The following is a 20,446-nucleotide window of genomic DNA, read 5'->3' as shown; positions in this document are numbered from 1 at the left end:
CATAAACGCCTGGCCGGCCCCGTAACTAACCTGCGGCCCGATTGGCCGCAGGGGCAGCCTTGATCTCCGGGCGCACCCCCAGCGTATGGCAGATGGCATAGGTGAGCTCGGCGCGGTTCAGGGTGTAAAAATGAAAATCCTTCACCCCTTCCCGGCTGAGAATTTTTACCATGTCCATGGCGATGGAGGCCCCCACCATCTTGCGCGTTTCCAGATCGTGATCCAGCCCGTCGAACATGGCGGTCAACCAATTGGGCACTTTCACATTCGTTAGGGAAGCGAAGCGTTGCAGCTGGCGAAAATTGGAAACCGGCAGAATGCACGGCACAATTTCCGTATCAATCCCGGCGGCCACACAACGATCGCGAAAACGCAGATAACTTTCCACATCGAAAAAGAACTGGGTGATTGCCCGACTGGCGCCCGCATCCACTTTCTTTTTTAGATTGCTGAGATCCGACTGGGCGCTTTTAGCTTCTGGATGCACCTCCGGATAAGCCGCCACGGAAATATCGAAATCGCCCACCTTTTTGAGCAGCGCGACTAAATCAGCGCCGTACATCGCCGGTCGCCGCTGCCGGGCAGCAAATCGCCCCGTAACGCCACAATATGGCGGATCCCGCTGCGCCAGTAGTCCTGTGCAATCGCCTGCAGCTCGTGCGGCGAGGCGTCGATACAGGTCAAATGCGGCGCGGCATCCAAACCGGTGCGCTCCTTAATATCTTTGATAATGCTGTGGGTACGCTCGCGTTCACCGGAGTTCGCACCGTACGTCACCGAGACAAAAGTCGGTTTCAATTCGCTCAGCCGGTCGATAGATTGCCAGAGGGTCTGTTCCATCTCGCTGGTGCGGGGCGGAAAAAACTCAAAAGAGACGTTTATCTGACCCTGCAGTTCAGCCAGATTCTGATTCAACGCTTCCCGCTGATTGGCGTGAAAGAAGCTCATACTTATACCTCATGACACAATGTAGGGGGGGCGAAAAGCCCGCCACAGATAAGCGTCTATACGTTTAGACGTCTAAATAGAAAATGACTGAATTCGCGATGTTCGTCAATCAATTCATTGTTGCAGGAGGCGAGTAATATTCAAGGCGCGTGAATTAATTTCAATTTGCCCGCGGCGGGGGTGAATCGATTACAGCGATGGGGCGCAAGGAGGAAACGGGCGCAAGCGCGGCACGGTGCAAACGGGCCTGAGCGGCGGCACCCTAGGCAGCGGCAACCATGGAAAATGCGCGATACCACATTGTGGGTTCTTGGCGAGAGTGCGCACGGCATGACGATGGGTGGCTTTGCCGTCGAGACGACTTGGGGATAGGGTGTAAAACGCACGACTCACATCTGGGGTCAAAGCGACGGAGCGGTCGGGGTATAACGCACCACAGGGCATTACGGCGGTAATGTAACAAGCCAGATGCGCTAGCGGCCCCCGATTGCCGCGAGAACCGCTAGCCCCGCACATCTCCTGCTGCACTGGCGCGCCGTTTAGGCTGCACCCGAACATCCCTATCTGAAGGGTATGAACGACGTACAGCGCCGGCCACGCCCGCCGTTTCTCGTTGCGTTCCGCTGCCTCGGACGGCCCGCCGCTGCGCGCTTAGAGCAATTGCGCCAGGCGGTTTAGATCCGACTGAATAGCCCCGGCCGTCACATCCCGCCCGGCGCCGGGCCCGCGGATAACCAGCGGGTTATCACGGTACCAGCGGCTCTCGATAGCGAAAACATTGTCGCAAGGCAGCAATGAGGCCATCGGGTGTTCCCGCCGCACCGCCTCCACGCCGACCCGCGCCTTGCCGTTAGCCTCGAAGCGCGCAATGCAATATAGCGCAGCACCAGCCCCATTTCCTTCGCCGCTTCCAGCCGCTGCAGCATGTGTTCGTTAAGCGCCTCGCCGCCCTCTTCAAAGAAAGTGATCTACCGACCCCGCTTCGTGACCGGGCGGCCACCAGCGATTCGACCCGCACCTGATCAGGCTTGATAGCATACCCCGCCTCGCGGGCCAAAATCACCAGTTTACGCATGACGTCCTGACCGGAAAGATCGACGCGCGGATCCGGCTCCGTCAGTCCCTGCTGCCAGGCTTGCTCCACCAGTTCGGTAAAGGGCCCGCTGCCGTCAAACTGCAAAAACAGCCAGGACAGGGTGCCGGAGAAGATACCGCTGATGGAGAGGATGCTGTCGCCGCTGTCCAGTAAATCCCGCACCGTATGGTTCACCGGCAGGTCGGCGCCCACTGTCGCGTTGTAAAGCCAGTGGCGACCGGTTTTGGCGAAGGCGTCGCGCACCTGACGATAGTTGTCGCCGCCCGACGCGCCCGCCAATTTGTTGGCGCTGATGACGTGGAAGCCGTAGCTGGCGAAATCCAGATACTGATCAGCAACGGCTTCGCTGGCGGTCACATCCAGCACGACCAGATCGTCATACGGGTGGGCGCGCATCCACAAAAATAGATCTTCCGGCTCCGTAAACGTCGCCTCGTCGTTGAAAAAGGCCAGCGCCCGGCTGGCATCCAACCCGTCGTAGCTAAGCAGGCTGCGCTGACTGTCTACCACGCCGCTAAGAATGAATTCAAAGCCGGTGCGCGCCGACAGGTTTTTTTGCTCGCGGGCAAAAAGCTCCAGCCAGCGGGAGCCAATATTGCCTTTGCCGAACAGCATCAGGCCGATACGTTTTTCGGCGCGAAACAGCGAGGTGTGCAGCCCCTGTATAACATGCTCGGTAGGCCCGACGCGCAGTACCGCCACCAGACTGATGCCGTCCTCGGCCTGCCAAAAGAATTCGATAGGTTGATACTTCAGCTGCTGATAGAAACGGTGGCTGTGCAGCGGATTTTTCGCCACGCCGGCGCCCACCAGCGCCACCCCTTCGCGCAGTTGTAAATGCGCCGGCAAACCGGCCTGTTCAAGGCTATGCAGCGCGCTACCGGCGACCTCAGAGGTGTAGCACAGCTGCAGCAAACGCCGGTCGCGGTGCACCCCTACCGCCAGCGGTTTGATCTGGGCGCGTTTTAGTACCAGCTCCATCTCTTTATGGGCCAGCGCGAAGTCGTGCTGCGGCGGGATGGTGAGTTCAATCGGGCAGACGTCATCATGACTGGTGACGATTTTCGCGCCGGTACCGGAGGCCAATACCCGCTCAATGCGCGTGGAGACTTGCTCCGGCTGATAGCTACAGCGCAGCAGTAAATCGATATCGCTAGCCGATACCGGCTGCAGGGTGCGGGCGTGCAGAACCGGCGCCGCGAGACGCGCCAGCTCGCTGGCCTCATCCAAGCGCAGCAGCGGCAGTAGGCAGGCATCCTTTACCTTGCGCGGATCGGCGCTGTAAACGCCGGCCACACATCGCTCCAGATAGTGACGCGGGCGACACTGGCCAGCGCGCCAATTTGGGTGGCGGAGTAATCGCTGCCGTTACGGCCCAACAACACCGTTTCACCCGCCTGGTTGCGGCAGATAAAGCCCGTCACCACCAGCCGTTTGGTGGGATGCTGGGTCAGCAACTGCTGCAACAGCGGCCAGGAACGCCCTTCATCTACCTGGGGCTGGGCGGCGCGTTCGGCACGGAGAAAATCGCGTGCGTCCAGCCACTGCGCCTCCATGTCAAGCTGGCTGAGCAGCGCCGACCAGATTTCACCGTGCCCAACCACCTCGGCGTAAACCGCGTCGGTGATAGGGCCTCAAGCAGTGCCGCCAACCGCTCCAGGTCGCGACAAGCAACCCTTCGGCATCCGTGGGGGGGCAGCAAACCGTTGATAAGCTCGCTTTGATAGCGTCTAGCGTCGCAAATTCTGCTGCACCTGATGGGCGGACAGGCGATCGCTTTGGCTCAGCGTCAACCAGCTTATCAGCTGGTTGGTGGTGCTGCCCGCCGCGGAAACCACCATCAGATCGCCAGGCTGGCTGTATTCGGCCATAATCCCTGCCACCCGCTGGTAGCATTTCACGTCAGCGAGGCTACTGCCGCCAAATTTATGCAATTGACGGCCAATCGGGCTGTCCGCGCTTACTAGTGGACTCATGCTTATCTCTGTAGCGCCGCCTGGAAAGCCTGTTCCAGATCGGCAATTAAATCTTCGCTCTCTTCGATCCCGACCGACACCCGCAGCAGCGTTTCGCCAATACCGGCGCGCACGCGCGCCTCGGCGGCCATTCCCGCATGCGTCATGGTCGCGGCGTGGGAGATAAGGCTCTCCACGCCCCCCAGCGATTCGGCCAGGGTAAACAGCTCCAGCGCGGCCAAAAACCGGCGCAGCGTGGTTTCGTCGCCGTCCAGTTCAAAACTGAGCATCGCGCCAAAGCCGCTTTGCTGGCGGCAGGCGATGGCGTGGCCGGGATTCTCCGGCAGGCCGGGATAATACAACTTTTTCACCTGCGGATGTTGCTGTAAATAGGCGACGATAGCTTGGGCATTACTTTGCTGTTGCCGTATGCGCGGCGTCAGGGTACGTATTCCGCGCAACAGCAGATAGCTGTCAAACGCGCTGCCGGTAACGCCGATATTGTTGTCCCACCAGGCCAATTCGGTGGCGACGTCCGCCTCGTTGGCAATCACCGCGCCCGCCACCACATCGGAATGCCCGTTGAGATATTTGGTGCAGGAATGCACAACCAGATCGGCGCCCAGCGCCAGCGGCTGTTGTAGCGCCGGACTCATAAAGGTGTTATCCACCACGCATAAGGCGCCCGCCTGGTGCGCATCGCGGCAGATAGCGGCGATATCCACCACCCGCAATAGCGGGTTACTGGGCGTTTCGATCAATACCAGCTTCGACTTGGCGGCCAGCGCCTGCGGGTTTGCCTGATCGACGAACTGCACCCGATAGGCGCCGCGCCTGCTTTGACTTTCAAACAGCCGATAGCTGCCGCCATAGCAATCATGGGGCGCCACCAACAGATCGCCGGGTTTGAGAAAGACCGTGCACACCAAATGAATGGCCGACATTCCGCTGCTGGTCATTACCGCGCCCGCACCGCCCTCCAGCTCCGCTAGCGCCCGCTGCACCACATCGCGCGTCGGGTTACCGCGGCGGGAGTAGTCGTGGGCGCGCGGCTGGTTGAAGTCGGTAAAATTATAGGTACTCGAGAGGGTGATCGGCGGAACAACACAGCCGAATTGCTCGTCGTTATTCAACCCGCTGCGAACTGCGATAGTGGCCTGCTTGCGCGTCATGGTGTCGCATCCTGACAAATGCTAAAAGTGAGGTGAAAGAGTAAACCACGCAAAGATAGACGTCAATACATCTAGACATCTAAACTTCTTTGCGTATAGATTGAGCACAGCAACAATAACCGCTAAAATTATGCTGAATTGAACAGTTAAAATCCATTTCATCTGTTGTAACGTAGGCGAAGGGCGGGGTCGAGTGCGAAACGATAGGAAATGGTGATAAACAGCAAATTTAGCCGGCATTAAGTAGAGCGTTTCCCGCATATACGGCATAATTAGCGAACTTTCTGCAATTTATATTCATTCGTTGAGACATTAAGGTATCCCATGGCGGAATGGAAAGGTGAATATGTCAGCCCTTATGCTGAACATGGTAAAAAAAGCGAACAGGTCAAAAAGATAACGGTATCCATTCCGCTGAAGGTTCTGAAGATTCTGACCGACGAAAGAACCCGGCGTCAGGTCAACAACCTGCGCCACGCCACCAACAGCGAACTGCTGTGTGAAGCGTTTTTGCATGCGTTCACCGGCCAACCGCTACCGGACGACCACGATTTGCGTAAAGAGCGAAACGACGAAATCCCCGAAGTGGCGAAAGAGATGATGCGCGAAATGGGGATAGACCCCGAGACTTGGGAATATTAGGGTCTTCCCCTGTTGTGGTGGCTCAATCGACAGTTCTGCATTTTTACTTTACTTATTCTTTTAGCTGGAACTTGGACTTCTATATGGATGTCAAACGTATTTACGTTTAAAGGAATAACGTTCATGTCATGCTTAAAAAAATATGCATATGCCCCATTTATCTTACTGCTTCATGGTGTTGCAGCATCGGCCTCACCAAATATGATGTATAACACTGATAAGAAAGACTATTCACTGTCACCAGAGGTAACGCCAAAATTATCTTGGGAGAAAAGTGAGTCTCAAGTTGATAAAACTCAATATTGTCTTACCCCTAGCGATCCGGGATGCAGCAATATGTGGCAAAAGGAAAAAGAAAAGGAGAATGACGAGCGAATACAACATCACCAGCAAAAAAAATTTTATAACTCCCTTAAATGATTGCTCAAAAATTCATATTTAGTTTCCCATAGTGGAACATTACGCCCAGCTTGAAACGTTCTTTGTTCCTGAAGCTCGCTTTGTTGAATAAATCCGAAATTTGTGACGACTTCCTCCCTATCAGGGCGATTGTTACATGATGCGGACGCTGTTTGGCATTCCTAACAGTGTGATCCGGTTAAGTGCTTTAACCATTGCCTCACCTACCTGCTACCTGCGCGTCATAGTCATGCAGACTCAGATGACCACCCAGAAGTGTTTAAACCGGAACATGGCCGTTTCAGCCAGTGAACGCCGGTGATAACCTACTTTCTTTTTCCAGGTATCGTTATTGCCGCTCAGATGCTGATTTGCCACCGCATGGTTACGCTCATGGTATCGAGCTGGCCAATATTGCGCACCACTTCGCGGTGGGATAAGCGGCTTTATTTTTTTCCTCAGCAGAGCATCATGACAGTAACGCGTATCGTAAGCACTGTCAGCCGACGCTTCCCTGATTTTCCGGTGGGTTTGGTTAATCAGCCCGGGCAGCGCCTGCGCATCTGTCGTACCGCTTAGCGATAAATCGGCACAGATAATTTCATGTGTCACGCTATCTACTGCCAGATGAAGCTTGCGCCATACTTTGCGCCTCTCAGCCCCATGCTGCCTGACTTTCCATTCGCCTTCGCCGAAGACTTTCAAGCCGGTGCCATCGATGACCAGGTGTGAGATTTCGTCGCGGGTTGGCGTTTTTATGCTGATGTCGACGGTTTTTGCTCGCCGGTTGACCAGAGGAGTAATCTGGGCAGCGCAGCGACAGCCCCATCAGTTTAAAAATCGAGTCAACGAAACCCTGTAACGCCCGGAGCGAAAGGTTAAACACGCGCTTTATCATCAGAACCGTGGTAATGGCCATATCGGTGTAGTGAAACGGCCGGCCACGATGTTCAGGTGGTGTACTCTCAGTCCATGCAGCAATGGCTGACTCATCAAGCCATACTGTCAGGTCCCCCCCCGCTGCCTGAGCGCATTGTTATATGCGGGCCAGTTGATGATTTTAAACTTTTTCTTTGCCATGGGGACCTGATGTTGAAACGAATGTAGTGATCAAAGCCGCCAGTCACCTAAAAGTTCGATTTATTCAACAAAGCCCCTGAAGCCCCGTGACTTGATCCTAAGCAGCCGTATTTTGCTGTTCAGGGACTCCGCATTCCCATTTGATACCCGGTTTTTCATTGCATTCAGAATGCCGTAAAGGCGTTTTGTCACCATGCGGGCAATGCTGGCCATGAGCGGTATGCCGGTGTCTTTAGCCATCGCCATCCATTCCTGCCACAGCTTACGGCTATGATTGTCATAGCGGCGGTGCCACAGATCGCGAGCAAGCTCTTTCATTACCCAGCACTGGCTCGTTTGGGGTAACACCAGCCGGGCAACTTCTAACCTCTCTGCCCAGCACCCGAGGCGATTTTGTTTGCTGTAAAACCATAGATAGCGTGAGCGGTGGGCGTCTTTCCTGTCTGACGACGGGATCTGTTTCATCTCAGCCTGACGGGTTTTATCAACGACGGCGCACAACATTTTTGCCACATGGAAGTGATCGAAAGCGATTTTATCGACGGCATTGGGGAGATGGATGCGGGCTGCACTGATATAGGCCATGTTCATGTCCATAGACAGCGTTTTTATCTCATCAAGCTGGTGATCTCTCAGGCTGCGCAGATAACTGGCAAGGCTTTCTACACCGCGGTTGTCGGTCAGTTGCAAAGCGCGTCCCTGCCTGTCAGAGATAACGGTGACGTACTGGTGTCCTTTTTTGAACCCGACTTCATCCACGCAGAGGTGACGGGCGGATAAGGGTTGTTTTATCCGGGCCAAGCCTAGTTTGACTGCGCGCATCATGATGCCGTCAACGGCATTCCAACTGAGTTTGAGCTGCTTTCTGACAGCATCCACGGTGCTGACTTTCAGCCATGAAAGAACAAAGGCTTCGAACAACAAGGTGTAGCGGCTGCCTGACCCTGCCCAGGGAACAGGCAGTGTCTGGCAACCGTGCTCGGGGCAGTCAACGCGGGGGACATCAGCCTCAACCAGCGTGGTGAACTGACAGGTATCGAGGTGACGCCATTTACGACGCCGGTGATCATGTATGGAGCAGGATTTACCACAGGTTGGGCAGGCCAGTTGTGTGTGCTCGGCAATGCCGACAATTACCGTCACTGATCCAGATTTTTCATCAAGAGAAAGGGATTGTACCTGCCACGGTGCGGACAGGTTAAGGATATGGGCATAGAGGGACTTTTCGTCCATGGCAGACTCCTCAAAAATCATGACTGCCATCATAATGCCCTTAGCCACCACAACAGGGGAAGACCCGAATATTAACAGCGAGCAAACCTGACAAGGCGCACAGGACCACCGCGCGCGTTAACCGGCAGCAACGAAGGTCATTGGCGTCTTAACCCCTCCCGCGCACCGCGCGGTAGAGAGTCTGACGAAGCGTCAACCAATACGCTAGCCTTTACCACCCCAGAGTGCGCCAAGCAGGTGCCGCCTATCACAACGGCCCGCATCTTGGATTTGGCTGCCGCGAGCGCTCCGCGGAATCGGCGCTAGCCGCGCTTGGACGAAGTCAACTTGACTGAGCGATAATCAAAGCCTGGGCTGGGCGTACCCTTTCCCTCAGCCAGCGTACTCGCGGGGTGGCTCTATCGCTATCTTCTTTTTTTTCTTTGTGCCTACATCCACCACTACCCTATGGCATGTTCGCATGAAACTATTTTAACCCTGCGGGTAGGCGGCGATGTTCAAACCCGAGACGGCTAACCGCCGTGGCCTGACTCACCGATTAGCATTATCTCCAACTGCCCGACGGGTAAACGAGATGACCGTTATAAGATAATAGATAAATAGTCAATGAGAGAGCACGGCGTCGCCCGTGGGACAAAACTTTAGCACATCTCACATATAGCAGGCGGCAATAGGGGCGACAACGGTTCTCTATTAGCGACAACATGTCTTTTCATCGCTTAAGATGCGTAGCGAATCGCCGTTTACGATCTTAGATTATTACTCAGCCATACACTGTCACCCGCTATTTTCGCGACGCATGTTTACCGTGGCGCGTGAAGCGCCGTACAGCGGCCAAGAATTCAAGAAAATTTATACCTTGCTTTATGCTCTTGATAAATTTCATCTCGGCCGCGCCCGAATTGTCTATATGTCACGACACTAGATGTCAATCATCTATCGCTTTCCTCTACAGATCATAACCAAGGTCATTATTTCAATAAATTCGACCAATCGCTCCATATAGTTATTTATGCAGCGATATAATCGGATGATAGAGCAGGAGACCTATGACGCGTTCGTCACATAGTGCTAACGCCATAGGGTTTATTTCCTGCCAAAACAGCGTCCCAGACGATAAAGAGATGATTCACGCCTAAGGCTCTGCGAAACGTCACGTTTGCAGCGATCAAAAAGATCGCAACGGGCAATGTTAAGATCTTTAACCACAGCGTTTGTTATGTATACAGCCATTAATTGTCTACATTCTGGCACCGGGCAGTTTTGCTTTGCTAAGATCGATATAGTTAAGATCTACCTGGCTCAGGTCAGCGAAGCTCAAATTGACACCGGTAAAATCCGCGTCCGTTAAATGACTACCGATAAGTTTAGCGAAGGTCAAATCGGCATCGATAAGGTCGGCACCGGTAAGATTGGCCTGGACCAGATTAGCATAAGACAAATTGACCCGAGTCAGGTCAGCGTGATTCAGTCGGGCTCGAAAAAAAGTAGCCTCCGTCAGATTAGCGCTGACCAATTCAGCCCCGGTCAGGTTAGCATCGGTTAAGTCAGCCTCGGCCAAGGTAGCATTGCACAGGTCGGCTTCAATCAAATCAGCACGGTTTAAATCTGCTTCATTTAGGTTAGCCCCGGTGAGGTCGGTGCCACTCAAATTGGCACGAATCAGCCTGGCGCCTGTCAAGTTGGCGCCCTCTGAGTTTGCGCCCGCTAAGTTGGCCCGGATGAGATTCGCATGGGAAAGATCAGCATCGGACAGGTCAATACCGGCTAAATCAGCCTGTGCCAGGTTAACGCCGGTAAGGTTCATCTTACCCTTATCAGTCAAAATAACGGGGTCTTGCGCAAGCTGTAACTCTTTTCTGAGCAATAATGTCCGGCATACTTTGTGGTATGCCTGGATATCAATGTCATGACCTATTAAATGACCTCCTTCTCGTACTTCCACCGTCACTTTGGTATCATCGCTGCCCATAGGCGGAAGTTTAAATGAGACTTCACACCCCATGACATCATGTAAGGTGATAGCCTTAGGCTCGGTGATATCTGTGCCATCCAACGCTTCGGCCATTTTATCCATCATTATCGTGTACACATTTTCCTTTCCTCGACGTATACCGCCAAATGTCAAAAGATCCAAAATATGCTGGAAAATACCTGACGGCGTTATGGCATCTTTCACGGCATGCGCTGAGCCAATGCCTGCGGCACAAGCAAATGTCAAGGTGTTATTGATGGACGTATTAATTGCAATCATACCAGCCTCTATGTCTAGGGTGTGTGTATTGAGCTGACGGGGCGAATATAGGAAGAGTGCTATAAATTTAAGACTTGCAGAATCACGTTGCCTCTCAGCGCATCGTTAATTCATGATTCTGCAGCATAACAATGAATTAATTTAAGCTATTTCCTGTGCATTGATCTGCATGCGCCGGTGCCGGTTAAAAATCAATCTTTTCTTGGCTTAAACTTGTCATAGTCGGTTATATCTATCAGCACAGGCTAAATTAAATCACCACGTCACCATTATTGAGATTGAACAGCGCCATTATTGGTGAGCATCATATTTATGCCACCCTTCCGGTGTAAGGAGGGCAGATTGTTTTGGTGTTTTTTTGGAACTGCGGTAATAAGGTGAACGCCTTATTTATCCATAGGCGATTCGCGCGCGCTGATTAAGGAATTAATCCTCGAGTATCGCTATGGCGCAGATAGATTTCAAAAGAGACCCTATTGGACCCTACTGATTTATCGCCATGAAAAATGCGGCGGAGTTAATATGAAAGGAGCGAGTGGCTCTTTCGCCAGGCGCGATAAAATCCCAATATCGGTTGTTAGCCAAAAAACCATGAAAACTGTAGCGCGATTAAAAGCTGGGCTGACCAAGAGAAGATCCATAACCATTTTTATCGGAACGCAAAAATGCTGATAAAAAAAAGGCGCCGCCAGGCGCCGTACAGTGCCAGCCCGCCGACGAGATAAGCCAGGCCGCATTCCCTGCCGTGAGCGGCTGTACGCAGCAGCAGGGCGGTGGTGGGGGGCAGGGGGGCGCCGGCGTCGGTATAGATGCGGGCGAAAGCCGGCAAGAGCACCAGCAGCATCAGCAACATTACCCCCGCCGCGACAGCGACAGCCCCCGTTCTATGTCCGCGCCGAGCTGCGCCAGCAGACAGCGCCAGCCCGCGCGCGGGTACTCGCTGGCCAGCAGCACGTCCGGATCCTGACGCAGCAGCGCCCGCAGCAACTGGGGGAAATCCAGCCGGGCCCGGGGGTTCACTTGACACTGGTTGATCCCGGCCAGCGGCAGCTCAACCGGATCCTCCACGCTGCAAATATTGAGCGGTCGGCGGCGAAGCCGGTTAAGCATAGCGTAGAGCGTTAGCGTCTTGCCGCTGCCGGTGGGGCCGGTTACCAGTATCAGCCCGTGTGGTTGATGCAGCACGGTCAGTACGCGCCGTTTGAGATGTCTCGGCATGCCCAAGCCTTTTAGCGTCAGACGTTCCGGCGTGCAGTGCAACAGGCGAAGCACCGCCTTTTCCCCGTTCAGCGTGGGCAGCGTGGAAAGCCGCAGCGAACATGGCGGCCCATCGCCGCCGGCGCTGAATTGCCCGTCCTGCGGCTGGCGGCGTTCGGCGATATCCAGCCGCGCCAGAACTTTCAGGCGCGCAACCAGACCTTCCGCCAGCACCACGGGGCAGCCCTACGCGGCGGTCATCAGCCCGTCGACGCGCAGCCGCAACCGATAGCCGGCGGGCGAGTAGGGCTCGATGTGGATATCCGACGCCTCGCGGCAAAACGCGCGCTCAAGCAGCAGATCCAGGGTGCCGGTGACCGGCCAGCGCGCGTCGGCTGGCGAGCGGTTAACCATTACTCTTCCTCGCGATCGGCCGTCTGGAACAGCGCACCGCACGCCACGGCGAGTGAGCTGCCTGCGGCGGCATCGCAGCGATAGTGCCAGACCAGGCCGTCGTCGCGCTGTTCCGGCGACATCACCAGCGTCAGCCCCGCGAGAGTATGGCGGCCGGTCAGGCTTATTTCGCCCTGGCGTACGCTGACGCCGCTGACATACCGGGAGCGATGGCTGGCTGGGATACCTTGCTGCCCGGTGTGGCAACCGTCGATATCCCCCTGCTGCATCGCGCACAGCTCCACCGCAAGACGGTAGGGACTGGCGATCCGCAGCATATCGGTCAGCGCCGCGCGATCCAGATAACGTTGATAACCGGGCAGCGCGATAGCGCTAAGAATATCGATGATGGCGATGACTACCATCAGCTCCATGAGGGTGAATCCGCGCTGGCGATGCATATTGGGTCCCCTGGGTGAAGAATAACAACTTCACCCTAGCGACTGCGTGAATGCGGCGACAACATGTGGCATTGGCACTGCGCGGCAGCGCGCACTTTTATCCTTGATGAAACTGCATGGAGAGATCCAGCGCCCGCAGATGTTTGGTCAGCGCGCCGACGGAAATATAATCGACGCCGGTCAGCGCGCAATCGCGTAGCGTCGCGAGCGTGACATTGCCGGAAACCTCCAGCGCCGCCCTCTGACGCGTCAGGGCCACCGCCTTGACCATGTCTTCACGGCTGAAGTTATCAAGCATAATAATATCGGCGCCTGCTTCCAAGGCCTGGCGCAGCTCGTCCAAGGTTTCGACTTCCACTTCCACCGGGACATCGGCGCGCAGCGCCACGGCGTTGGCGACGGCGTTGGCGATGGAGCCGGCAGCGATGATATGATTCTCTTTAATTAAGAAAGCGTCCGCCAGGCCCAGCCGGTGGTTGCCGCCGCCGCCGCGCAGTACCGCGTACTTGAGCGCGGTTCTCAGGCCCGGCAAGGTTTTGCGCGTATCAAGCAGCGCGGTGCCGGTACCCGCCAGCGCATCGACATAACGTTTCACCTCGCTGGCTACGCCGCACAGGGTTTGGAGGAAATTGAGCGCGGTGCGCTCGCCGGTAAGCAGTATTCGCGCCGGCCCGCTCAGCCGGCACAGGGGTTGGTTGGCCTCAATGGGGTCGCCATCAGCGACCTGCCACGCGATAGTCACGCCGCCGCCCAACTGGCTGAAGACCTCCTCAAGCCAGCGCCGTCCGCAAAAAACGCCCTTTTCGCGGGTGATGATGACGGCGGTGGCCTGACTGTTCGTCGGCAGCAGCAACGCGGTGATATCGGCCTGCGCGTCGGTGCTACCGCCCAGATCTTCTTTTAGCGCGGCGCTGACCGACGGCGGGATATCCTGCTCTACTCGTTCGAGTAATTCCGCGCGGCGGCGCTCAACATTATAACGGCGGGTCGACATAAAAATCTCCGTAACTGCGGATAAAGGGAAGCTTTGATTCATGCTACCCTGAAGCCGAACGAAGTACCACTTGCGGTAAAATGAGGTCATCATGCGGTTGGACAACGGTTGGATTGCAGACGTCAGGCGCGCTCCTTCTCCCCATTGCGACGATCGGCCGGCGACCGTGGTGCCCACGCTGCTGGTGGTACACAATATCAGTTTGCCGCCGGGCCGTTTTGGCGGTCCCTGGATAGACAGGCTGTTTACCGGCACGCTGGATCCCGCGATTGATCCCTATTTCGCCACAATCTGGCGGTTGCGGGTGTCCGCGCATTGTCTCATCCGGCGTGACGGGGAAGTGGTGCAGTATGTCCCCTTTCATCGGCTCGCCTGGCATGCGGGGGGGTCTTGCTATCAGGGACGTGAGCGCTGCAATGATTTTTCGATTGGCATTGAATTGGAGGGGACCGATACACTGGCCTATACCGATGCGCAATACCGTGCGCTTGTCGACGTGACCCGCCTGTTGCTGCGCCATTATCCCATTACCCCGGCGCGCATCACCGGCCATAGCGATATCGCGCCCGAGCGCAAGACCGATCCAGGACCGTCCTTCAGATGGCGCGATTTTCGACAACTCCTGTCAACATAGGCTGACGACATTTAACAGGGAGACGCGGGTTATGACGCTGTTTACATTATTATTGGTGCTGGCCTGGGAACGTTTTTTCAAGCACGGCGAACATTGGCAACTGGATCGCTGGCTGGAGCGGCCGTTCAGCCGCCTGCGCGAGACATCGCTGGCGCAGACGCTGATATTGGTGCTGTGCTGGATGCTATTGGTCGCGGTCTGCCTGCGGCTGGCCTCCGGTTGGTTATACTCTCTACCTCTACAGCTGTTGTGGGTTGTCTTAGGGATATTGTGCATCGGCGCGGGGGGGGGATCCGCCGCCACTACCGTGACTATCTGATTGCCGCCGCCCGCGGCGACGCCGACGCCAGCAAAGCGATGAGCGATGAGCTGGCGCTGATACATGACCTGCCGGTGGAAGGCGCCCCGGTGGAGCGGCTGCGCGAGCTGCAAAATGCTCTACTGTGGATCAACTTCCGTTTCTATCTGGCGCCGCTGTTCTGGTTGGTGATAGGCGGCCCCTGGGGCCCGGTACCTCTGGCGGGCTATGCATTTTTGTGCGCCTGGCAGACCTGGCGGGCGCGGCCTATGCATTGCTCGGGCACGGCGAGAAGACGCTGCCGGCCTGGTTTGCTTCGCTATGGGATATCCATAGCAGCCAGTATCAGGTTCTCACGCGGCTGGCGCAATTTTCGCTGGCACGCGAGCCGCATCTGGATGCGGTGCAAACGCCCCGCGCCGCGGTGTCGCTGGCGAAGAAAGTCACGTTGGTGATTGTGGTAGTGGTGGCGCTGTTAACCATTTACGGCGCGCTGGTCTAATTCGCCAAACGCGGACGGCGAGACCTGAAAAGCCAGTTGCGACTTGGCGCACGGCCTCGCTTCACCATTGGCGGAAACGACCGGCGGCACTTCGTTATCCGCCAATTTGGCGCGCTAGCGCCGCGGTAGGGTGGGGGGGCACCCTTGGTTCCAGTGAGGCCATCTGCTTAACGCCGTCCGCTTTAAGCGCCAGTCCGATCAAGCGCAGCCAATATATCAAAGAACGATACGCGGTAAAGCGCTATCGAAGGCGCTAATTGCTCGGTTCGATGCACTCAACCTATTTTTCGTTTCCTCCGTGAGGGGGTTGTCACTGAGCCATAAACGCGTGTTGCAATCTTTCCGGCTAAAAGCGGCAGGCACCGTGTCAATCAGATTATGGTTAGCTTTGAGAACCTGCAATACCGCCTTTTCAGGATCGAACAACCGGCGCAGTTGATTGTGGCTGATATCGATAAAGTGTAGGTTTTTGGGGGGGCGGATTAGGCAGTTCAACCAGTTGATTACCATCGGCGTTGAGTTGCCCCACGCTGTCGGGCAGGCGTCCGAGATGGGTTAATTTATTATGACTGAGTTTCAACCGCTGCAAAGTTTCAGGCCATGCCGGCGGGGGGGGGGGGGACGTGATATGATTCTCACCAAGGTCGAGATGTGTCAGCGCCGGTGTCGTGGCGCTTTGTTGAATAAATCCGAAATTTGTGACGACTTCCTCCCTATCAGGGCGATTGTTACATGATGCGGACGCTGTTTGGCATTCCTAACAGTGTGATCCGGTTAAGTGCTTTAACCATTGCCATTGCCTCACCTACCTGCGCGTCATAGTCATGCAGACTCAGATGACCACCCAGAAGTGTTTTAAACCGGAACATGGCCGTTTCAGCCAGTGAACGCCGGTGATAACCTACTTTCTTTTTCCAGGTATCGTTATTGCCGCTCAGATGCTGATTTGCCACCGCATGGTTACGCTCATGGTATCGAGCTGGCCAATATTGCGCACCACTTCGCGGTGGGATAAGCGGCTTTATTTTTTTCCTCAGCTGAGCATCATGACAGTAACGCGTATCGTAAGCACAGTCAGCCGACGCTTCTCTGATTTTCCGGTGGGTTTGGTTAATCAGCCCGGGCAGCGCCTGCGCATCTGTCGTACCGCTTAGCGATAAATCGGCACAGATAATTTCATGTGTCACGCTATCTACTGCCAGATGAAGCTTGCGCCATACTCTGCGCCTCTCAGCCCCATGCTGCCTGACTTTCCATTCGCCTTCGCCGAAGACTTTCAGGCCGGTGCCATCGATGACCAGGTGTGAGATTTCGCCGCGGGTTGGCGTTTTTATGCTGATGTCGACGGTTTTTGCTCGCCGGCTGACCAGAGAGTAATCTGGGCAGCGCAGCGACAGCCCCATCAGTTTAAAAATCGAGTCAACGAAACCCTGTAACGCCCGGAGCGAAAGGTTAAACACGCGCTTTATCATCAGAACCGTGGTAATGGCCATATCGGTGTAGTGAAGCGGCCGGCCACGATGTTCAGGTGGTGTACTCTCAGTCCATGCAGCAATGGCTGACTCATCAAGCCATACTGTCAGGTCCCCCCGCTGCCTGAGCGCATTGTTATATGCGGGCCAGTTGGTAATTTTAAACTTTTGCTTTGCCATGGGGACCTGATGTTGAAACGAATGTAGTGATCAGAGCCGCCAGTCACCTAAAAGTTCGATTTATTCAACAAAGCCGTGTCGTGGCAGAGAAAATGCTGCAAACCGCAATTTCTGGCCTCCAACCACTTTAACGAAGCGCTGGATAAATTATCCAATGAATTTAATGGGTTATTATTTACCAGCAAATGTTCCAGCGACTCATAAAGAGGAGCGGGTAGCGATGAAAGCGCGTTATGGCTAATGTTTAGCCGGGAGAGAGGCGCTGGATAAACGGCAGGTAATTGTGTCAGGCGATTATGGCTTATATCGAGCGACTCAATCTGGACAAGCGATGCCGGCGGAAACGAGCCTGTTTAGAAATTTGTGTATTTGCCTGATTTTGATATGTTCAATCCAACATCAAAAACAGGTTAATTTATGGACGAAAAACAGTTGCAGGCTCTGGCTAACGAACTGGCCAAAAATCTCAAAACCCCTGAAGATCTCAGTCACTTCGATCGGCTGCTGAAAAAAATGAGCGTCGAAGCAGCTCTCAATGCCGAAATGACCCATCACCTCGGCTACGATAAAAATCAGCCTAAACCGGGGACCAACGCCCGCAACGGCTATTCCACAAAAACCGTTACCACTGGCGATGGCCCGCTGGCGCTGCGTACTCCGCGCGATCGTGACGGTTCCTTTGAACCACAACTGGTGAAGAAGAACCAGACCCGGATTACCGGGATGGATAACCAGATTTTATCGTTGTACGCCAAAGGGATGACCACCCGCGAGATCGCCGCCGCGTTCAAAGAGCTGTATGACGCCGATGTCTCGCCGGCGCTGGTCTCAAAGGTCACCGATGCGGTCATGGAGCAGGTTGTCGAATGGCAAAACCGGCCTCTGGATGCAGTCTATCCCATTGTTTATCTTGACTGTATCGTTCTAAAAGTCCGGCAGGACAGCCGCATCATCAACAAATCTGTGTTCCTGGCGCTGGGCATCAACATCGAAGGCCAGAAAGAGTTGCTAGGTATGTGGCTGGCCGAAAATGAAGGCGCAAAGTTCTGGCTGAACGTGCTGACAGAGCTGAAAAACCGCGGCCTGAACGATATCCTTATCGCCTGCGTAGACGAGCTGAAAGGTTTCCCTGACGTTATTAACGCGGTGTATCCGGAGGCGCGGGGCTCCAGCTGTGTATCGTACATATGGTGCGCAACAGCCTGCGGTTCGTCTCCTGGAAGGACTACAAGGCCGTCACCCGCGACCTGAAAGCTATCTATCAGGCCCCTACGGAAGAAGCCGGCTTGCAAGCGCTGGAAGCGTTCTCCAGTGCCTGGGACATCCGCTACCCGCAAATAAGTCGAAGCTGGCAGGCAAACTGGGCCAATCTGGCCACGTTCTTTGCCTACCCAACGGACATCCGCAAGGTGATCTACACGACCAACGCCATCGAGTCGTTAAACAGCGTGATCCGGCATGTCATCAAAAAGCGCAAGGTGTTCCCGACCGACGACGCAGTGAAAAAGGTGGTGTGGCTGGCGATACAGGGAGCCTGTTTAGAAATTTGTGTATTTGCCTGATTTTGATATGTTCAATCCAACATCAAAAACAGGTTAATTTATGGACGAAAAACAGTTGCAGGCTCTGGCTAACGAACTGGCCAAAAATCTCAAAACCCCTGAAGATCTCAGTCACTTCGATCGGCTGCTGAAAAAAATCAGCGTCGAAGCAGCTCTCAATGCCGAAATGACCCATCACCTCGGCTACGATAAAAATCAGCCTAAACCGGGGACCAACGCCCGCAACGGCTATTCCACAAAAACCGTTACCACTGGCGATGGCCCGCTGGCGCTGCGTACTCCGCGCGATCGTGACGGTTCCTTTGAACCGCAACTGGTGAAGAAGAACCAGACCCGGATTACCGGGATGGATAACCAGATTTTATCGTTGTACGCCAAAGGGATGACCACCCGCGAGATCGCCGCCGCGTTCAAAGAGCTGTATGACGCCGATGTCTCGCCGGCGCTGGTCTCAAAGGTCACCGATGCGGTCATGGAGCAGGTTGTCGAATGGCAAAACCGGCCTCTGGATGCAGTCTATCCCATTGTTTATCTTGACTGTATCGTTCTAAAAGTCCGGCAGGACAGCCGCATCATCAACAAATCTGTGTTCCTGGCGCTGGGCATCAACATCGAAGGCCAGAAAGAGTTGCTAGGTATGTGGCTGGCCGAAAATGAAGGCGCAAAGTTCTGGCTGAACGTGCTGACAGAGCTGAAAAACCGCGGCCTGAACGATATCCTTATCGCCTGCGTAGACGGGCTGAAAGGTTTCCCTGACGCTATTAACGCGGTGTATCCGGAGGCGCGGCTCCAGCTGTGTATCGTACATATGGTGCGCAACAGCCTGCGGTTCGTCTCCTGGAAGGACTACAAGGCCGTCACCCGCGACCTGAAAGCTATCTATCAGGCCCCTACGGAAGAAGCCGGCTTGCAGGCGCTGGAAGCGTTCTCCAGTGCCTGGGACATCCGCTACCCGCAAATAAGTCGAAGCTGGCAGGCAAACTGGGCCAATCTGGCCACGTTCTTTGCCTACCCAACGGACATCCGCAAGGTGATCTACACGACCAACGCCATCGAGTCGTTAAACAGCGTGATCCGGCATGCCATCAAAAAGCGCAAGGTGTTCCCGACCGACGACGCAGTGAAAAAGGTGGTGTGGCTGGCGATACAGGCGGCCTCACAGAAATGGACAATGCCTTTGAGGGACTGGCGCATGGCAATGAGCCGCTTTATTATCGAGTTCGGTGACCGCCTGGACGGTCACTTCTGAGAAAAGGCATTTACACAGAATCGTGTACAGGGTCTGTTCCTTACCCCGCTACGTCCGATGCTATAAATTAACTCAAAACCGGGATCTATCTGCCTCATGAACTCCTTAGTTAACGCCTTCATATATTTTTCGGTCATTTTGTGTTCGGATTTTAATGCTGACATAAAGGCTTTTCGTATGTTTTTCTCGCTTTGTTGAATAAATCCGAAATTTGTGACGACTTCCTCCCTATCAGGGCGATTGTTACATGATGCGGACGCTGTTTGGCATTCCTAACAGCGTGATCCGATTAAGCGCTTTGACCATTGCCATAGCCTCACCTACCTGCGCGTCATAGTCATGCAGACTCAGATGACCACCCAGAAGTGTTTTAAACCGGAACATGGCCGTTTCAGCCAGTGAACGCCGGTGATAACCTACTTTCTTTTTCCAGGTATCGTTATTGCCGCTCAGATGCTGATTTGCCACCGCATGGTTACGCTCATGGTATCGAGCTGGCCAATATTGCGCACCACTTCGCGGTGGGATAAGCGGCTTTATTTTTTTCCTCAGCAGAGCATCATGACAGTAACGCGTATCGTAAGCACTGTCAGCCGACGCTTCCCTGATTTTCCGGTGGATTTGGTTAATCAGCCCGGGCTGCAGATTCCGACGTATCCGATCAGCTGTTCCGGCGACATCCGATCAGTTATTCCGATATTTTCCGATCACCCATTCCAGTGATA

At 54.8% G+C, this 20,446-nt stretch carries 13 protein-coding genes and 6 pseudogenes; 6 read left to right on the top strand and 13 right to left on the bottom strand.

The annotated features are described in order from the left end of the window. Nucleotides 1–25: 25 nt before the first annotated feature. The 3 genes and pseudogenes from metF to metB all read right to left on the bottom strand — a co-directional run bounded on the left by metF (nucleotide 26) and on the right by metB (nucleotide 5,171). Nucleotides 26–948, bottom strand: a pseudogene (gene metF, locus SOPEG_RS14510) (methylenetetrahydrofolate reductase). Nucleotides 949–1,599: 651 nt separating this feature from the next. Next, a pseudogene (locus SOPEG_RS14505) lies at nucleotides 1,600–4,020 on the bottom strand (bifunctional aspartate kinase/homoserine dehydrogenase II). Nucleotides 4,021–4,022: 2 nt separating this feature from the next. Next, nucleotides 4,023–5,171, bottom strand: coding sequence for a cystathionine gamma-synthase (gene metB, locus SOPEG_RS14500; protein WP_025245884.1), 1,149 nt, complete (start codon nucleotides 5,169–5,171; stop codon nucleotides 4,023–4,025). 324 nt (nucleotides 5,172–5,495) lie between these two features. On the opposite strand from metB, the gene metJ reads away from it, so the two are divergent. Then, nucleotides 5,496–5,813 carry a met regulon transcriptional regulator MetJ gene (metJ, locus tag SOPEG_RS14495; RefSeq protein WP_025245883.1) on the top strand — a complete coding sequence of 106 codons (318 nt, stop codon included), beginning with the start codon at nucleotides 5,496–5,498 and terminating at the stop codon, nucleotides 5,811–5,813. Between the two features lie 87 nt (nucleotides 5,814–5,900). Beyond that, on the top strand, nucleotides 5,901–6,233 hold the full coding sequence (locus SOPEG_RS27660; protein ID WP_158382418.1) for a hypothetical protein: 333 nt from the start codon (nucleotides 5,901–5,903) through the stop codon (nucleotides 6,231–6,233). A gap of 132 nt (nucleotides 6,234–6,365) precedes the next feature. On the opposite strand, the pseudogene SOPEG_RS24965 reads toward SOPEG_RS27660, so the two are convergent. The 8 genes and pseudogenes from SOPEG_RS24965 to nadC all read right to left on the bottom strand — a co-directional run bounded on the left by SOPEG_RS24965 (nucleotide 6,366) and on the right by nadC (nucleotide 13,824). After that, nucleotides 6,366–7,292, bottom strand: a pseudogene (locus SOPEG_RS24965) (IS5 family transposase). 60 nt (nucleotides 7,293–7,352) lie between these two features. Next, nucleotides 7,353–8,525, bottom strand: coding sequence for an ISL3 family transposase (locus SOPEG_RS14485; protein ID WP_148297092.1), 1,173 nt, complete (start codon nucleotides 8,523–8,525; stop codon nucleotides 7,353–7,355). 1,240 nt (nucleotides 8,526–9,765) lie between these two features. Beyond that, nucleotides 9,766–10,779, bottom strand: coding sequence for a pentapeptide repeat-containing protein (locus SOPEG_RS23125; protein WP_025245881.1), 1,014 nt, complete (start codon nucleotides 10,777–10,779; stop codon nucleotides 9,766–9,768). Nucleotides 10,780–11,428: 649 nt separating this feature from the next. Next, complete coding sequence (locus tag SOPEG_RS14470; RefSeq protein WP_025245880.1) at nucleotides 11,429–11,632, bottom strand: hypothetical protein; 204 nt, start codon at nucleotides 11,630–11,632, stop codon at nucleotides 11,429–11,431. After that, complete coding sequence (locus tag SOPEG_RS14465; protein ID WP_051419748.1) at nucleotides 11,632–12,213, bottom strand: GspE/PulE family protein; 582 nt, start codon at nucleotides 12,211–12,213, stop codon at nucleotides 11,632–11,634. Before SOPEG_RS14465 ends, SOPEG_RS14470 begins: the two co-directional genes overlap by 1 nt. Before the next feature lie 9 nt (nucleotides 12,214–12,222). Then, nucleotides 12,223–12,390, bottom strand: a complete 168-nt coding sequence (locus SOPEG_RS28345; RefSeq protein ID WP_158382416.1) for a hypothetical protein — start codon at nucleotides 12,388–12,390, stop codon at nucleotides 12,223–12,225. Next, entirely contained in the window at nucleotides 12,390–12,830 is a 441-nt protein-coding gene (gene ppdD, locus SOPEG_RS14460; RefSeq protein ID WP_025245879.1) for a prepilin peptidase-dependent pilin, read from the bottom strand. Before ppdD ends, SOPEG_RS28345 begins: the two co-directional genes overlap by 1 nt. Nucleotides 12,831–12,927: 97 nt before the next feature. Further along, on the bottom strand, nucleotides 12,928–13,824 hold the full coding sequence (gene nadC, locus SOPEG_RS14455; RefSeq protein WP_025245878.1) for a carboxylating nicotinate-nucleotide diphosphorylase: 897 nt from the start codon (nucleotides 13,822–13,824) through the stop codon (nucleotides 12,928–12,930). A 91-nt stretch (nucleotides 13,825–13,915) separates the two neighbouring features. Here nadC and ampD point away from each other — a divergent pair, with 91 nt between their 5' ends. Together ampD and ampE are read left to right on the top strand one after the other, a co-directional pair. Beyond that, on the top strand, nucleotides 13,916–14,458 hold the full coding sequence (gene ampD, locus SOPEG_RS14450) for a 1,6-anhydro-N-acetylmuramyl-L-alanine amidase AmpD (RefSeq protein WP_038468823.1): 543 nt from the start codon (nucleotides 13,916–13,918) through the stop codon (nucleotides 14,456–14,458). 31 nt (nucleotides 14,459–14,489) lie between these two features. After that, nucleotides 14,490–15,258 (top strand): annotated as a pseudogene (gene ampE, locus SOPEG_RS14445) (regulatory signaling modulator protein AmpE). Between the two features lie 728 nt (nucleotides 15,259–15,986). Here ampE and SOPEG_RS14435 read toward each other — a convergent pair. Next, nucleotides 15,987–16,910 carry an IS5 family transposase gene (locus tag SOPEG_RS14435; RefSeq protein ID WP_025245874.1) on the bottom strand — a complete coding sequence of 308 codons (924 nt, stop codon included), beginning with the start codon at nucleotides 16,908–16,910 and terminating at the stop codon, nucleotides 15,987–15,989. Nucleotides 16,911–17,327: 417 nt separating this feature from the next. Here SOPEG_RS14435 and SOPEG_RS14430 point away from each other — a divergent pair. Next, a pseudogene (locus SOPEG_RS14430) lies at nucleotides 17,328–18,445 on the top strand (IS256 family transposase); the annotation flags it as partial. 67 nt (nucleotides 18,446–18,512) lie between these two features. Further along, nucleotides 18,513–19,721 (top strand): IS256-like element ISSoEn2 family transposase, encoded by a 1,209-nt coding sequence (locus SOPEG_RS14420; protein ID WP_025244030.1) that lies wholly within the window; start codon nucleotides 18,513–18,515, stop codon nucleotides 19,719–19,721. A 243-nt stretch (nucleotides 19,722–19,964) separates the two neighbouring features. On the opposite strand, the pseudogene SOPEG_RS24955 reads toward SOPEG_RS14420, so the two are convergent. Continuing rightward, a pseudogene (locus SOPEG_RS24955) lies at nucleotides 19,965–20,360 on the bottom strand (IS5-like element ISSoEn1 family transposase); the annotation flags it as partial. Between the last annotated feature and the right edge of the window lie 86 nt (nucleotides 20,361–20,446).

The organism is Candidatus Sodalis pierantonius str. SOPE, assembly GCF_000517405.1.
GTDB lineage: Bacteria > Pseudomonadota > Gammaproteobacteria > Enterobacterales > Enterobacteriaceae > Sodalis_C > Sodalis_C pierantonii.
This window is presented reverse-complemented; position numbering and strand designations above follow the sequence as displayed.

What these genes read in the sequence shown, in the direction of transcription:
- metB (WP_025245884.1), bottom strand. Translation starts at nt 5,171, where the DNA reads ATGACGCGCAAGCAGGCCACTATCGCAGTTCGCAGCGGGTTGAATAAC.
- metJ (WP_025245883.1), top strand. Translation starts at nt 5,496, where the DNA reads ATGGCGGAATGGAAAGGTGAATATGTCAGCCCTTATGCTGAACATGGT.
- SOPEG_RS27660 (WP_158382418.1), top strand. Translation starts at nt 5,901, where the DNA reads ATGTCAAACGTATTTACGTTTAAAGGAATAACGTTCATGTCATGCTTA.
- SOPEG_RS14485 (WP_148297092.1), bottom strand. Translation starts at nt 8,525, where the DNA reads ATGGACGAAAAGTCCCTCTATGCCCATATCCTTAACCTGTCCGCACCG.
- SOPEG_RS23125 (WP_025245881.1), bottom strand. Translation starts at nt 10,779, where the DNA reads ATGATTGCAATTAATACGTCCATCAATAACACCTTGACATTTGCTTGT.
- SOPEG_RS14470 (WP_025245880.1), bottom strand. Translation starts at nt 11,632, where the DNA reads ATGTTGCTGATGCTGCTGGTGCTCTTGCCGGCTTTCGCCCGCATCTAT.
- SOPEG_RS28345 (WP_158382416.1), bottom strand. Translation starts at nt 12,390, where the DNA reads ATGGTTAACCGCTCGCCAGCCGACGCGCGCTGGCCGGTCACCGGCACC.
- ppdD (WP_025245879.1), bottom strand. Translation starts at nt 12,830, where the DNA reads ATGCATCGCCAGCGCGGATTCACCCTCATGGAGCTGATGGTAGTCATC.
- nadC (WP_025245878.1), bottom strand. Translation starts at nt 13,824, where the DNA reads ATGTCGACCCGCCGTTATAATGTTGAGCGCCGCCGCGCGGAATTACTC.
- ampD (WP_038468823.1), top strand. Translation starts at nt 13,916, where the DNA reads ATGCGGTTGGACAACGGTTGGATTGCAGACGTCAGGCGCGCTCCTTCT.
- SOPEG_RS14435 (WP_025245874.1), bottom strand. Translation starts at nt 16,910, where the DNA reads ATGGCAAAGCAAAAGTTTAAAATTACCAACTGGCCCGCATATAACAAT.
- SOPEG_RS14420 (WP_025244030.1), top strand. Translation starts at nt 18,513, where the DNA reads ATGGACGAAAAACAGTTGCAGGCTCTGGCTAACGAACTGGCCAAAAAT.